Source organism: Comamonas sp. 7D-2, from assembly GCF_022749555.1.
In the GTDB taxonomy this organism is placed as follows: domain Bacteria; phylum Pseudomonadota; class Gammaproteobacteria; order Burkholderiales; family Burkholderiaceae_C; genus Comamonas; species Comamonas thiooxydans.
In genome coordinates this window covers 2,913,013-2,925,467 of sequence record NZ_CP094238.1, presented here as the reverse complement: position 1 = coordinate 2,925,467, position 12,455 = coordinate 2,913,013, and the positions used below count along the sequence as shown (strand labels likewise).

The following is a 12,455-nucleotide window of genomic DNA, read 5'->3' as shown; positions in this document are numbered from 1 at the left end:
GCCCCTTGACTGCGCGCAGTTGGCTCAGGCCAGGGCCAGCCCCATTTCCAGACCCGAGACAAAAGCGTCTTCCACCCGCATGCCTATGCACCAGTCCCCGCACAGGCTCAGGCCGACCGAGGGGTCGTGGCTGAACGGCCTGCCCAGGGGCGCCAGCGTCTGGGCATGCTGCCAGAGGTAGACGCTGGCATGGCGCGGCGCAACGCGGATGCCCGTGATCTCGCCGAAGGCCTTTTGCAGCTTGGCAAGCACGCGCGTGGCGTCGTCGTGGCGGTGCTCGTTGGACCACAGCGGGTTGGCATGAATCGTCCAGCGCTCGGTCTGGGCGCGGCCGGGTTTGGAGGACTCGCGGGCTACCCAGGCAACGCGCTCATGCGTGCTGCGTGCGGCATTCCACTGCGGGCCCAGTGTGGTCAGTCCGGCCTGCGCGGCCATGGGGTAGGACAGCGTCATGGCCCAGCAGGGGGCCATTTCCACAGGGGCCAGGGTCCTGGCCAGGGCCGCCCCCTGCGGTGCGGTCTGCAGCAGCTGCGCGGCCACGGGCGCCGGCACGGCCAGCACCACGGCATCGAAGTCGGCAGCAATCTGTGGGCCGTGCTCTTCGGTATCCAGCATCAGGGACCATTGGTGGCGGCTGTGGTTGCTGCCACTGGCAATGTGGTGGCTCATGGCGCGCAGGGACTGGCCCAGATGCAGGCGTCCGGCATCCCATAGCGGCGCTGCCCAGGCCAGTGGCAGCGATTGCATATCGGGCATGCCGACCCAGTGGGTCTCGCGCACCGGCGTGTGCTTGTCGACTCTGCGGCCCTGGGCGTTGCGGGTCTGCACGCTGTTCAGGCTCCAGGCGCGCAGATTGCCGGGCGTGGTGTCCAGCACTTGCTGAAAGCGCGGGTCGCGTACGGTGAAGAACTGGGCCCCGATGTCAAAGCTGCCGTAGGGGCCGCTGACCGAGCGCATGCGTCCGCCGGCCTGGGTCAGGCGCTCATAGACATGGACGTCGTGCCCGGCCTGCATCAGCGTGCGGGCACAGGCCAGACCTGCAATGCCCGCGCCGATGACGGCAATGCGCTTGGCACCGGTATGCGGGGAAGGGGAGGAAGCGGAGGCAGTTGCGGACGCGCGAGTGCGGGAAGCATTCATGAAAAAGCCTTTTCGACACCGTTTGAGTTCTAGCGTAGCAGCTATCCAAAAGATAGCAAGTGCTGCTTGTGCTGAATTGTTGCAGCGCAACTCACTCTACACCTCCCGCGTGATGGCTGCGACGCGCAGCAGCTTATTGACGGTGATGGTTTTCCATAAGCGCCTTGCGCGTGGCGGGGCTTTCCAGTTGCGTCAGCCACCACTGGAGGGCACGTCCAGGCGTACGGTGGGCGGGGCCGGGCCATGCATAGTGCAGGCGCAGATTGCGACTGGCGCGCTGCACCTGTCTTGTGACCAGCAGGCCGGCATCGAGATAAGCCTGCACCATGCCGCGTGGCAGAAAGCCGGCGCCAATGCCGCGTATCTGGGCCTCCAGCTTGGCCTGCATGCTGTCCACGGTGAGCACGTCCTGGCCGTTGACCAGGCCAAAGCTGGTGTTGCTGCGCACGCCGGAGTCGGCCACGGCCACCATGCGATGGCGCAGCAGCAACTCGTCGGACAGCGGCTCGTCGAGTCTGGCCAGAGGGTGGTGTGGCGCGACGGCGAAGACGAAATCAATCTCCCCGATTTCGCGCGTCTGCAGCTCGGAGACATTGCTGGTGTTGACCGCCACGCCAATGGCCAGATCGGCATGGCCGCTGGTCAGCACTTCCAGCGTGCCATTGAGAATGCCGTCACGCAGCTTGAGTGTGGTGGGCGGAGTCAGCGCATAAAAGGCTTCGACCAGCTCGAAGATGGGCGTGCGGGCCACGGCCCCGTCGATGACGATGGTCAGCTGCGGCTCCCAGCCCGTGGCCACGCGCTTGACGCGGTGCGCCACGGCATCGATCTCCTGCAGCAGGCGGGCGCCTTCGCGCAGCAGGGCCTGGCCGGCCTCCGTGGCCTGGGCATGGCGCGAGCTGCGGTCAAACAGCAGCACATCGAGCGCATCTTCGATCTGGCGCACGCGGTAGGTCAGCGCACTGGGCACCAGGCCCAGGGAGCGCGCAGCGGCGGCAAAGCTGCCGGTTTCGGCAATGGCCTGCAGCATGGCAAGGCTGTCGGGGGTGAGCACATCGCGTGAGCTGGGCATGGTGAGATTGATGATTCAAACAGTTTGAATGATGCCATCAACGCCGTTCAGCCACAGCCTGGCAGGTGACTTCTACAGTAGAGCCCATAGAGACAGTCACTTGAACGAAAGGAAGCACACCATGATGACTCTGCGCAAATCCCAGGAACGCGGCTACGCCGACCACGGCTGGCTCAAGTCCTATCACAGCTTTTCGTTTGCCGGTTACTACGACCCGCGCCATATGGGGTTCGGCAATCTGCGCGTGATCAACGAAGACCGGATTGCCCCCGGCACAGGCTTTGGCTCGCACGGCCACCGCGATATGGAAATCATCAGCTATGTGCTCGAAGGTGCGCTCTCGCACAAGGACAGCATGGGCAATGAAACTCCCATCCTGCCTGGAGAGGTGCAGCGCATGAGCGCGGGCTCGGGGGTGGTGCACAGCGAGCAGAACTATGCCAAGGAGCAGACCACGCACTTTCTGCAGATCTGGCTGCTGCCCGCACGGACGGGTATCGAGCCAGGCTATGCCCAGAAGACATTCAGCGAGGCGCAAAAGCGTGGACGTCTGTGTCTGGTGGCTTCACCTGACGGTGCCGAGGGCTCGGTTCCCATGAATGCCGATGCACGCTTGTATGCCGGTCTGTTCGATGCAGAAGAGGCTGCCGATGTGGCCCTGCCAGCCGGTCGCAAGACCTATGTGCACCTGGTGCGTGGCGAGCTGGACGTGAATGGACAAAAGCTGACAAGCGGCGACGCTGCACTTATTGAAAATGAGGAGCGCCTGCGCCTTGCCAATGGCCGGGCTGCGGAAGTTCTGGTGTTTGACCTGGAACCTTGAGTCTGACGATTTCAAGGCTTGTACTGATATGAACCAACGCGGCCCTGGGTCGCAATGACTGGAGTTGAAATGTTGAATCAATTGCGAAATCCTCTGGACCTGGTGGGCCGTGTGCTGATTGCCCTGCTGTTTCTGCCTGCAGGCATTCAGAAAATCAGTGGCTTTGCAGGCACCGTGGGTTATGCCGCATCGGCGGGCATGCCCATGCCTCAGGTAGCGGTGGCGGTGGGCCTGGTGATCGAGATCGTGGGCGGTCTGGCCATATTGCTGGGTTGGCACACGCGCTGCGCGGCCTTGATCCTGGGGTTTTTCACGCTGATCGCCAGCTTCTTCTTCCATAACTTCTGGGGCGTGCCCGCAGAGGCCGCCATGATGCAGCAGTTGCTGTTCTGGAAGAACATCGCCGTGGTCGGGGGCCTGCTTGGCTACGCCGCCCATGGGGCAGGCGCCTGGAGCGTGGACGGCCGCAAAGGCTGAAGCATGAAGAGCACAAGCTGAAAGTGCGCAAGCGGTCATAGCTTTGATAAGCTAGCGCGCTCTCGCAAGACAAGGCCCGCCGGGTGTCAATCCGGCGGGCCTTTATTTGGTACAGATACAGGATGGCGCGGCGGATGGCCGCGCCGATGCAAGCAGGAAAGAAGAAATCATGAGCAATATCGTTGTGGTCTACCACTCCGGCTACGGCCATACCCAGCGCATGGCGCAATCCGTGGCCCAGGGCGCGGGCGCACAGTTGCTGGCCATCGACGCCGATGGCAATCTGCCCGAGGGCGGCTGGGAGCAGCTGGCCGCGGCCGATGCCATCGTCTTCGGCGCGCCGACCTATATGGCCGCTCCGAGCTGGCAATTCAAGAAATTTGCCGATGCCTCGTCCAAGGCCTGGTTTGCCCAGGCCTGGAAGGACAAGCTGTTTGCCGGCTTTACCAACAGCGCGAGCGTGCAGGGCGACAAGCAGGTCACGCTCGATTATTTCTACCACCTGGCCATGCAGCATGGCGGCGTGTGGGTGGGACTGGGCCTGCTGCCTTCGAATACCAAGGCCGCCCAGCGCAACGATGTGAACTGGATGGGCAGTTTCTGTGGTGCCATGGCGCAGTCACCCTCTGATTCATCGGCCGGCGAGATGGCCGGCGGTGATCTGGAAACCGCACGCCAGTTTGGCGAGCGCGTGGCCAAGGCTGCAGCACGCTGGGCCAGATAAGCGTTCGGCTAAGTTGGGTGCTATCCAATTCAAAGCGGCTAGCGCCGGTCCTGCAGGGGTTTCAGAGATGAATGTTTCTGAAACTTAGTCTGAGAAAGCGCTAGCCGCTTAGTTTTTGATAGTGGCATTGAGCGCCATCTTGGCGCTGCTTACTCCGCGTCCTGTTCCATCAGATGCTTTTTGATGGGGCGGGGGTGAACCAGCTCGGTGCGCGACAGATCGGTGCCCAGCGAGTCGCGACCGTCAAAGACGAAGCAGCCGCCGTCGTAGAACTTGCCATCGGTCTCCTCGAAATATTTGAGGATGCCGCCTTCGAGCTGGTAGACGTTTTCGATGCCTTCGTCCTGCATGAGGATGGCGGCCTTTTCGCAGCGGATGCCGCCAGTGCAATAGCTGACGACGGTCTTGCCGGCGAATTCGTCCTTGTGCTGGCGCAGTGCGGGCGGGAATTCGGTGAACTTGCTCAGGCGCCAGTCGATCGTGCCGGCAAACGCGCCTTCGTCCACTTCGTAGTCGTTGCGCGTGTCCAGCGTCACCACCTCGCGGCCCTCGTCGTCATGGCCTTGCTCCAGCCAGCGGCGCAGCGTGGCCGGGCTGACCGATGGCGCACGGCCATGGGCGGGTCGAATGGCGGGATGATCCATGCGGATGATCTCGTTCTTGACCTTGACCAGCATTTTGCGAAAGGGCACGGTCTCGGACCAGCTTTCCTTGGGAGCCAGGTCGGCAAAACGCGGGTCTTGCTTGAGCTGGTCCACAAAGCCGCGAACGGCCTCGGCAGGGCCGGCCAGGAAAAAGTTGATGCCTTCTTCGGCCAGCAGCACCGTGCCCTTGAGGCTCAGGTCATTTGCGCGCTCCAGCAGCGTCTGGCGCAGCTGGTCGGCGTCGGGCAGGGGCGTGAATTTGTAGCAGGAGATGTTGAGTATGTCGGCCACGTCGATATCCGGGGGGGCGGCCGCGCGGCTGCTGCATCGACGGTGATGCAGCTCAGACCGGGGCCGTCAGCTCTGCCTTGATTTTATTGGACAGCTGTGCCACTGCGAGGGATGCGGGTGCTCCGGGCATGGCCTGCAGCAGCAGCTGTCGGCGCATCACGGCCTCGCGCACGGCGGAGTCGACCGGAATATCGCCCCAGTGGGTCAGCTGCAGCGGCTGGCCGGACTCGGTGGTCACGAAGCGGTTGAGCACCTGCTGCAACTGGCCCGTGATGGCGCGGCCATCGCCGGGGCGTTGCGCCTGGTTGATGACCAGACGGATCTGCTGGCGCTTTTGCTGCAGGGCCAGCACCTTGATGGCAGCGTAGGCATCGGTCAGCGAAGTGGGCTCGGGCGTGGCCACGACCAGCACTTCGGTTGCCAGAGAGACGGAGAACAGCACCACATCCGAGATGCCGGCACCGGTGTCGAGCAAGATGATGTCGTAGCGCGGGCGCAGCAACTCCACCGTGCGCATGAACTGGGAACGAATCTCGGGGGTCAGGCGCGAGTACTCGATCATGCCCGAGCCGGCCAGCAGCACGGAATAGCCGCCCGGCGTGGTCAGAATGGCATCTTCCAGCGTGGAGCGACCGGTGAACACATCGTGCAGCGTGACCTTGGGGTAGAGGTTGAGCACCACATCCAGATTGGCCAGGCCCAGGTCCGCGTCCAATACCAGCACGCTGAAGCCATGACGCGTCAGCGCAGCAGCCAGATTGGCCGAGACGAAAGTCTTGCCGACACCGCCTTTGCCGCTGGTGACGGCAATGATGTGGGCCTGCTTGTTGCGGCCAGGCGCCCGCAGGGCATCTTCCATGGATATATGAGCGGGCAAAGTAGGGTGAGGGGCCAAGGTGTCCATCGTCTCAAGGCGTTATGACCTGGCTTGCGGCGTCGGTGTTTACGTCTGGTGCTGTATTGTCAGAGACATTTTCCTCTAACGAAGCGGCAGGCAAAGGGCTGAAAAGCAGGCTTTTTTCCTCGGCACTCACCGTACTGTCGGGCGGATCCTCCACGCAGACGCAGTTGCGTCCCGCCGATTTGGCCAGGTAGAGCTGGCGATCGGCACGCTCGGTCCACAGTTGCGCCGTGCTGCGAATCCATTGCTGGGCGTAGACCCCACCGATACTCACAGTGATCTTCAGCGACTGGCCCGAGGACAAAGCGATGGAGTTGCTTTCGATGGCCTGGCGCAAGCGCTCGGCGACCGCGCGGCCCTGATGCGCAGGGCACACCGGAAGCACTATGGCGAATTCTTCACCACCGAAGCGCGCCAGGGTGTCCATGGGGCGAATGATTTCGGACAGGGTCTGTGCCACGGATTGCAGCACCATATCGCCAGCAATATGACCGTGCTCGTCGTTGATCTGCTTGAAATGGTCGATGTCCAGCATCAGCAGCAGTGCGGTTTCTCCGGAGCGGGCCACGCGGTCGATTTCGCGCTCGATCACGGAGCGGAAATGGCGTCGGTTGGCCAGCCCCGTGAGGGGGTCGCGCAAAGACAGTGCGCACAAGCCATCAATGAGTGCTTGCAGGTAATGGGTGGGAGTGTCAGTGGGCAGACGGTTATCGCTACCGCCCGCGCGAGTCACCAGATTGTGTGCGGTGGCAAGGCGCAGATCGCGCAAAAACACGGATTGGTGGGGGGCGGATGAAGTCACGACAAACTATCAATGATGACCGTCAGTGTAGCAGCGACCCCTAGCTTTTTGTGGATGTAGGCTTTTCGTCAGCGTTGATCCGACTCAGTTCTGTGGGGAAATTGCCAAGTGTTCGCAGAAAGTCGGCATCCGTGCGATATAGCCTGATGGGGCTGCCTTCCTTGTGCAGCAGTCCGGCGCGTTCCAGCCTTTGCTCGGCCGGCAACTTCAATCCCACCACGTGCAGCAGACCGCCGCGCAATGCGACCAGGCGTTCCAGTCGGGCAAAGGTTTCGACTCCGGTGATGTCTATGCTGTTGATGGACTGCATCAGCAGTGCCAGGTCTTTGGCCTGGGGCGTTTGCTGCAGTGCATCGGCCGCGTAGCGCTCAAGTGCCGTGGCCGTGGCAAAGTCCAGGTCTGCATCCATGCGCAGAGCCACGACTTCAGGTGCCAGGGGTGGCAATTGCCAAAGCAGACGGCTGCGCAGGCTGCCGTCGGGATGCTCGCCGACCTCGATGATGCGCGGGTGCAGATGGTGATAGAGGTAGTAAGCTTGGCTGAGCATGATGCCTGCGAACACACCCCAGTACATGCGCGGGGCGGTGACGATGGTCAGCACCAGCGTGGCGACGCTGATGCTGGCTTCGACCTTGGAGATCCTGAAAAGCTTGAGAATCGCGCTGGGCTTGACCAGGTTGAGCACGGCGGTGATCACGATGGCAGCCAGCGTTGCCTGGGGCACATGGTAGAGCCAGGGAATGAACCAGAGCACGACCACAACCACCAGCAAAATGGAAAAGACGTTGGCATAGCCGGTCCTGGCGCCTGCGAGCAGATTGACGGCAGAGCGTGAGAAAGATGCGCTGGTGGCAAAGCTGCCGAACAGGCCGGCGCTGATCTTGGACAGGCCCTGGGCGATCAAATCCTGGTTCTCGTTCCAGCGCGTGCCGGCCTGCTGATGTTCGACCTGGGCGCTGGACGCGGTTTCCAGAAAGCTGACCAGGGAGATGACCAGCACAGGCATGACGAGGGCGCCGAACTGCTCCCAGTCCAGCATGCCGGGCCATTGGAAGCTGGGCAGTCCCGCAGGCAGGTGGCCGATCACGGCTCCGCCCGCATCGGCGAAGCCCGTGAGCCAGCTGATGAACCCGCTCAGACCGATGATGAAAATGGCCGAGGGAAAAGCAGGACGCCATTTCTTGGCCAGCATCAGCAAGCCCATGCTGACCAGGCCGTAGGCGATGGACTGGATGCTGAACAGATAGATGGACGGCGAATGCCAGACGGTGGACCAGTCAGCGCGCATGCCCAGCAGGGTGGGCAGCTGCGAAGCCAGAATCAGCAGCGCAGCAGCCTGGGTAAAACCTGCCAGTACCGGCGAGGTGACCAGATTGAGCAGCCAACCCGCGCGTACCACGCCCAGACTCCATTGAACCAGGCCCGACAGAATGGCCATCCATGCAGCGAGCACCACCCACTGGGCCGAGCCCGGTTCGGCCATGCCGGTCAGAGAGGCGCCGATCAGCAAGGCGCTCAGCGCCGTCGGCCCCACACCCAGGCGGGGCGACGGACTGAAGAGGATGGCCACCGCAGCAGGAATGATGGAGGCGTAGATGCCGGTAATCAGCGGCATGCCCGCCAGCGCGGCGTAAGCCACGCCCTGGGGCAGCAACATCAGGCCCACGGTCAAGCCGGCCCAGAACTCGCCGCGCAGCAGGCCAAAAGTCGGTTTGGGCCAATTAAGAAAGGGCAGCCATCGGGCCAGTGATTGCATGGAAGTCATGATTGCGGCGAACTAAATCGTCTGCAAGCTTAGTCGGGCTTTGTTGTGCAGGGATTAAAACAGGACGAGGCTGCGACCTTGGCCGAGCGGGACGCCTTGTTCCAAAGTGACTCGAGGCGTTGTCCGAACCGGGCCCGCATGGCAGCGATGGCGGCAAGGGTGTTGGCGGATGGCCGATGAGTCCGGGAGGGGTCGCCCGCCAGATTCGCGCCCTGCCATGCGACCGGGTGGGTCGCTGGCTGCTTGTGAATGATGTTCACGTTGAAATCGACTCGAAGACAAAAAAAACGACGCCAGCTGCTATGGTTTTCAATGCTGGCACCGTGTTTCATCCTAGCACGCAGCCTGCGCATATGCTGGGGTGCGCTCCAGTTTCGGGGCAGGAGCGGCCATAAAAAAGAGAGGCTCATGGCCTCTCTTTGCACCTTGCGGTGCGGTGCGCGCAGTGGCTGAGCCACCTGTTGTCTATCAGTTGCCCAGGTTGCGAATCGCCTCGGGCGTGTACTGGCTGGGCTTGAGGTCGTCCTTGCCCAGAATCGGTGCCTTGGGGCGCTCCTGGACCAGATTCATGCTCACATAGGAGCCGGCATTCAGGTCATAGTAGAACGATGTGCCCGCGTGCCATTTCTTGATGTCGTAGGCATAGTAGTAATTGATTTCACCGTGCTGCCACAACTGGCCGCGTGCGTCGTAGAAGTCACCCGAGACGGCGTGGCCGGTGTCTTCGTCGATGAACATCACACGCTTGGAGTACAGGTGTCGGAAGCCGGGCTTGAGCTTGCCCTCCAGCACCCAGACGCGGCGCAGTTCATAGCGGGTGTAGGCAGGGTTGGGATGACCTGGCTTGAGCAGATCGGCGTATTTCATCTGCTGGTTGATGCGGAAGGTGTTCGCAGGAATGAACATCTCGCGCTTGCCGTGCATGGTCCACTCGTAGCGCTCGGAGCCGCCGTTGAACAGGCGCTCGGAGTCGATGGTCGCCTTGCCGCTGGTGCCGGGGGAGGGCTGGTCATAGCCGAACTCGGGCAGCTGGCGCACGCGGCGAGTGCCGGGATCGTAATTCCAGGCCAGGCGCTTGTCCGTGCCAAAGTTCATGGGCTCGATGGACAGAATCACTCCGCCTTTTTCTCGCTCGGGCAGGATGGAAAAATTGGTCACATAAGCGTATTTGCCCTCGTTGGGCTTGCCCAGATTTTCCTTGGAGTCATAACGACTGAGCTGGATATAGCTGGTGCGGCCCCAGGCGATATCGCCGCTTGCGCCCACCAGTGCCATGTCACGTTCCACCTCTTCGGTGCTGGCGCGGCTGGGCATGAGGTTGTTCCATAGCAGTTCCAGCCCGGTCTTGGGAATGGGGAAGGGCAGAGCGCCCATGAAGCCCTTGACTCCATTGCCGTCGTTGACTACCTCGGCTTCCAGTGCATTGCGCTTGATGACGGCGCAGATGTCGTCGTCATAACGGAAGTCGCGGTGGCCCGGATAGACGGGAATGCGCATGGTGGTAGGGAACTTGGCGAGTAGCGCCTTCTGACCGGCGCTGAGCTTGTCGCCATATTGCGCCATATTGGCGGCCGTGATTTCGAACAGCGGCTTTTCGTTGGCGTAGATATCGGGCTGGAACTGTCCCACGGACTTGGTGAACTTCACGCCGGGAGGAACGCCCAGGATCTTGCCCGTGAATGGCGGGATGCTGCCGTCGGTATTGCCGGCTTTGATGGCGCCGGTGCAGGTCAGCTCCTTGCCCAGCTTGTCGGCTTCCGTGGCGGGAACCTTGGCACAGGCGGCTCCTGCGCTCAGCAAACCTATGCACAGCATCAGTGCTGCGCTCATCGTCTTTTGTTGCATTGCTCTTGTTTTCCTAGTGAAAAAACCTTGCAGGCCGTTGCCTGTGAGCATTTATTTTTCAGATATTTGTCATGACATGAATCGTCTGTTGAGACTAATCGACGGCATTCGAGGCAGGCCCAGGACGCAAAAAAGGCAGCGCCGTTGCCGGCGCTGCCTTGGGCGGGATCAAAAATGACTAGGTATTAACGCGAGCCGTTCAGATCCATTTCCGAGTATTTGACGATCTTGGTGCCCTTGACCCATTTGTAGCCAAACCAGATGACCAGGAAGAGAGGCAGGCCGATATAGGTGGCGATGGCACCGACCCAGTCGATCTGGTCCTTGATCAGGTTCTCATAGTTCTGGCCCAAGGTGATGATCAGGCACAGCACAAAGGCGAAGATGGGGCCGAAGGGGAAGGCCGCTGCCTTGTAAGGCAGCTGGTTCATATCGTAGTTCTGCACTTCGCAGCCCTTGCGGAAACGGTAGTGGCTGATGGCAATGCCCAGCCAGGCGACGAAGCCACACATGCCGGACAGATTCAGCAGCCAGATGTAGACCACTTCGGGGCTGAAGATATTGGTCAGAAAGCACAGGGCGGCAATCACGGTGGTGGCGATCAATGCCAGCACGGGCACGCCGCGCGTGTTGACCTGGGCAAACAGCTTGGGCGCCATGCCCTGCTTGGCCAGCGCATACAGCATACGGGTGGAGGCATACATGCCGGAGTTGCCGGCCGACAGCACGGAGGTCAGCACCACGGCATTCATCACGGCAGCGGCACCCAGCAGGCCGGCACGTTCGAACACCAGTGTGAAGGGGCTGACGGCGATATCGCCCAGATCGTTGCGCAGCAACTTGGGATCGGTATAGGGAATCAGCAGACCGATGATGAGGATGGCAAAGACGTAGAACAGCAAAATGCGCCAGAACACCTTGCGCACGGCCTTGGGCACATTCTTGGCGGGATCTTCGGATTCGCCGGCGGCGATGCCGATCAGCTCCGTGCCCTGGAAGGAAAAGCCCACCACCATGGCCACGCCGATCAAGGCTGCAAAACCGCCCGCAAACGGCGCGTCGCCTGTGCTCAGGTTGGCGATATTGCCCCAGATACCGTCAGGCGCACCACCTTGCAAAATACCAAAGATCATCAGCACGCCGATGGCGATGAAGACCAGCACCGTTGTGACCTTGATGGCAGCAAACCAGAACTCGGATTCGCCGAAGCCCTTGGCGGACAGTGCGTTCAGGCCGAACATCAGTGCCAGAAACAGCGCACTCCACAGCACGCCGTTGGTGTCGGGGAACCAGTAGGCCATCACCAGCTGCGCCGCAACCAGGTCCACGGCAATGGTCACGGCCCAGTTGTACCAGTAGTTCCAGCCCAGGGCGAAGCCAAAGCCTTCATCCACGTACTTGGCGCCATAGGTGGCAAAAGAGCCGGAGACTGGCATGTGCGCGGCCATCTCGCCCAGACTGGTCATCAGGAAATAAACCATCAGGCCCACGATCATGTAGGCCAGCAATGCGCCGCCGGGGCCTGCTTGCGAGATGGTTGCGCCAGAGGCGACAAAAAGACCGGTGCCGATGGAGCCGCCGATGGCGATCATCGACATATGTCGGGCCTTGAGGGAACGGTGCAAGCCACCGTTGTCAGTTTTTGCTTGGCTATCGCTCATGAGAGATATTGGTTTTTTGCGGATCATGAAGCCTTGGCGGTCCTGGCTGGTAAAAGCCTGGGCCTCATGCCCGTTTGTTGCGCCCTGATATCAGGAGTCCCCGGATATCAACGCGGTCAGCGTGAACGGCGATGACATGCATCGTGCTCAGTGGCTTCCGATAGGGTGCAGATTGTGAGCGATTTGCGCATGAGCCGTACAGCATGAGCTGTGGATCAGGGCCGCTATGGCTTGAATCGATATCTAAGTGTTTGATATTTCAGAATTAATGACTGGATCGGAAATTCAAAAAAATATCCTTATATCTTCG

The 12,455-nt window shown here is 61.3% G+C and carries 12 protein-coding genes; 3 read left to right on the top strand and 9 right to left on the bottom strand.

The genetic code is table 11. The features are described from left to right. Positions 1-24 precede the first annotated feature (24 nt). Positions 25-1,140 carry an NAD(P)/FAD-dependent oxidoreductase gene (locus MPZ60_RS13405; RefSeq protein WP_034355552.1) on the bottom strand — a complete coding sequence of 372 codons (1,116 nt, stop codon included), beginning with the start codon at positions 1,138-1,140 and terminating at the stop codon, positions 25-27. Between the two features lie 133 nt (positions 1,141-1,273). Beyond that, the gene (locus MPZ60_RS13400; protein WP_034355550.1) at positions 1,274-2,212 is read right to left on the bottom strand and encodes a LysR family transcriptional regulator; all 939 of its coding nucleotides are present in this window, start codon (positions 2,210-2,212) and stop codon (positions 1,274-1,276) included. Positions 2,213-2,333: 121 nt separating this feature from the next. Between MPZ60_RS13400 and MPZ60_RS13395 the strand changes: the two genes are divergently transcribed. The 3 genes from MPZ60_RS13395 (at position 2,334) to MPZ60_RS13385 (ending at position 4,236) form a co-directional block, all read left to right on the top strand. Then, positions 2,334-3,035, top strand: a complete 702-nt coding sequence (locus MPZ60_RS13395; RefSeq protein ID WP_003064881.1) for a pirin family protein — start codon at positions 2,334-2,336, stop codon at positions 3,033-3,035. 69 nt (positions 3,036-3,104) lie between these two features. Further along, positions 3,105-3,512, top strand: a complete 408-nt coding sequence (locus MPZ60_RS13390) for a DoxX family protein (RefSeq protein ID WP_012838442.1) — start codon at positions 3,105-3,107, stop codon at positions 3,510-3,512. A 169-nt stretch (positions 3,513-3,681) separates the two neighbouring features. Further along, positions 3,682-4,236, top strand: a complete 555-nt coding sequence (locus tag MPZ60_RS13385; RefSeq protein WP_034355547.1) for a flavodoxin family protein — start codon at positions 3,682-3,684, stop codon at positions 4,234-4,236. Between the two features lie 149 nt (positions 4,237-4,385). Here MPZ60_RS13385 and MPZ60_RS13380 read toward each other — a convergent pair whose 3' ends face one another. From MPZ60_RS13380 to MPZ60_RS13350, 7 genes are all read right to left on the bottom strand, one after another. After that, positions 4,386-5,171, bottom strand: a complete 786-nt coding sequence (locus MPZ60_RS13380) for a sulfurtransferase (RefSeq protein WP_034355544.1) — start codon at positions 5,169-5,171, stop codon at positions 4,386-4,388. 52 nt (positions 5,172-5,223) lie between these two features. Further along, positions 5,224-6,075: a MinD/ParA family protein gene (locus MPZ60_RS13375; RefSeq protein WP_012838439.1), complete on the bottom strand. Its 852-nt coding sequence runs from the start codon at positions 6,073-6,075 to the stop codon at positions 5,224-5,226. 4 nt (positions 6,076-6,079) lie between these two features. Next, a complete protein-coding gene (locus MPZ60_RS13370) occupies positions 6,080-6,874 on the bottom strand; it encodes a GGDEF domain-containing protein (RefSeq protein ID WP_052057607.1) in 795 nt (264 codons plus the stop codon). Positions 6,875-6,914: 40 nt separating this feature from the next. Next, entirely contained in the window at positions 6,915-8,630 is a 1,716-nt protein-coding gene (locus tag MPZ60_RS13365; RefSeq protein ID WP_034355603.1) for a SulP family inorganic anion transporter, read from the bottom strand. A 38-nt stretch (positions 8,631-8,668) separates the two neighbouring features. After that, entirely contained in the window at positions 8,669-9,049 is a 381-nt protein-coding gene (locus MPZ60_RS13360; RefSeq protein WP_131324662.1) for a hypothetical protein, read from the bottom strand. 58 nt (positions 9,050-9,107) lie between these two features. After that, positions 9,108-10,484: a DUF1329 domain-containing protein gene (locus MPZ60_RS13355; RefSeq protein ID WP_242881674.1), complete on the bottom strand. Its 1,377-nt coding sequence runs from the start codon at positions 10,482-10,484 to the stop codon at positions 9,108-9,110. A 185-nt stretch (positions 10,485-10,669) separates the two neighbouring features. Then, positions 10,670-12,145, bottom strand: a complete 1,476-nt coding sequence (locus MPZ60_RS13350; protein ID WP_034355532.1) for an amino acid permease — start codon at positions 12,143-12,145, stop codon at positions 10,670-10,672. Positions 12,146-12,455 lie beyond the last annotated feature (310 nt).

What these genes read in the sequence shown, in the direction of transcription:
- MPZ60_RS13405 (WP_034355552.1), bottom strand. Translation starts at nt 1,140, where the DNA reads ATGAATGCTTCCCGCACTCGCGCGTCCGCAACTGCCTCCGCTTCCTCC.
- MPZ60_RS13400 (WP_034355550.1), bottom strand. Translation starts at nt 2,212, where the DNA reads ATGCCCAGCTCACGCGATGTGCTCACCCCCGACAGCCTTGCCATGCTG.
- MPZ60_RS13395 (WP_003064881.1), top strand. Translation starts at nt 2,334, where the DNA reads ATGATGACTCTGCGCAAATCCCAGGAACGCGGCTACGCCGACCACGGC.
- MPZ60_RS13390 (WP_012838442.1), top strand. Translation starts at nt 3,105, where the DNA reads ATGTTGAATCAATTGCGAAATCCTCTGGACCTGGTGGGCCGTGTGCTG.
- MPZ60_RS13385 (WP_034355547.1), top strand. Translation starts at nt 3,682, where the DNA reads ATGAGCAATATCGTTGTGGTCTACCACTCCGGCTACGGCCATACCCAG.
- MPZ60_RS13375 (WP_012838439.1), bottom strand. Translation starts at nt 6,075, where the DNA reads ATGGACACCTTGGCCCCTCACCCTACTTTGCCCGCTCATATATCCATG.
- MPZ60_RS13365 (WP_034355603.1), bottom strand. Translation starts at nt 8,630, where the DNA reads ATGCAATCACTGGCCCGATGGCTGCCCTTTCTTAATTGGCCCAAACCG.
- MPZ60_RS13360 (WP_131324662.1), bottom strand. Translation starts at nt 9,049, where the DNA reads ATGAGCCTCTCTTTTTTATGGCCGCTCCTGCCCCGAAACTGGAGCGCA.
- MPZ60_RS13355 (WP_242881674.1), bottom strand. Translation starts at nt 10,484, where the DNA reads ATGCAACAAAAGACGATGAGCGCAGCACTGATGCTGTGCATAGGTTTG.
- MPZ60_RS13350 (WP_034355532.1), bottom strand. Translation starts at nt 12,145, where the DNA reads ATGAGCGATAGCCAAGCAAAAACTGACAACGGTGGCTTGCACCGTTCC.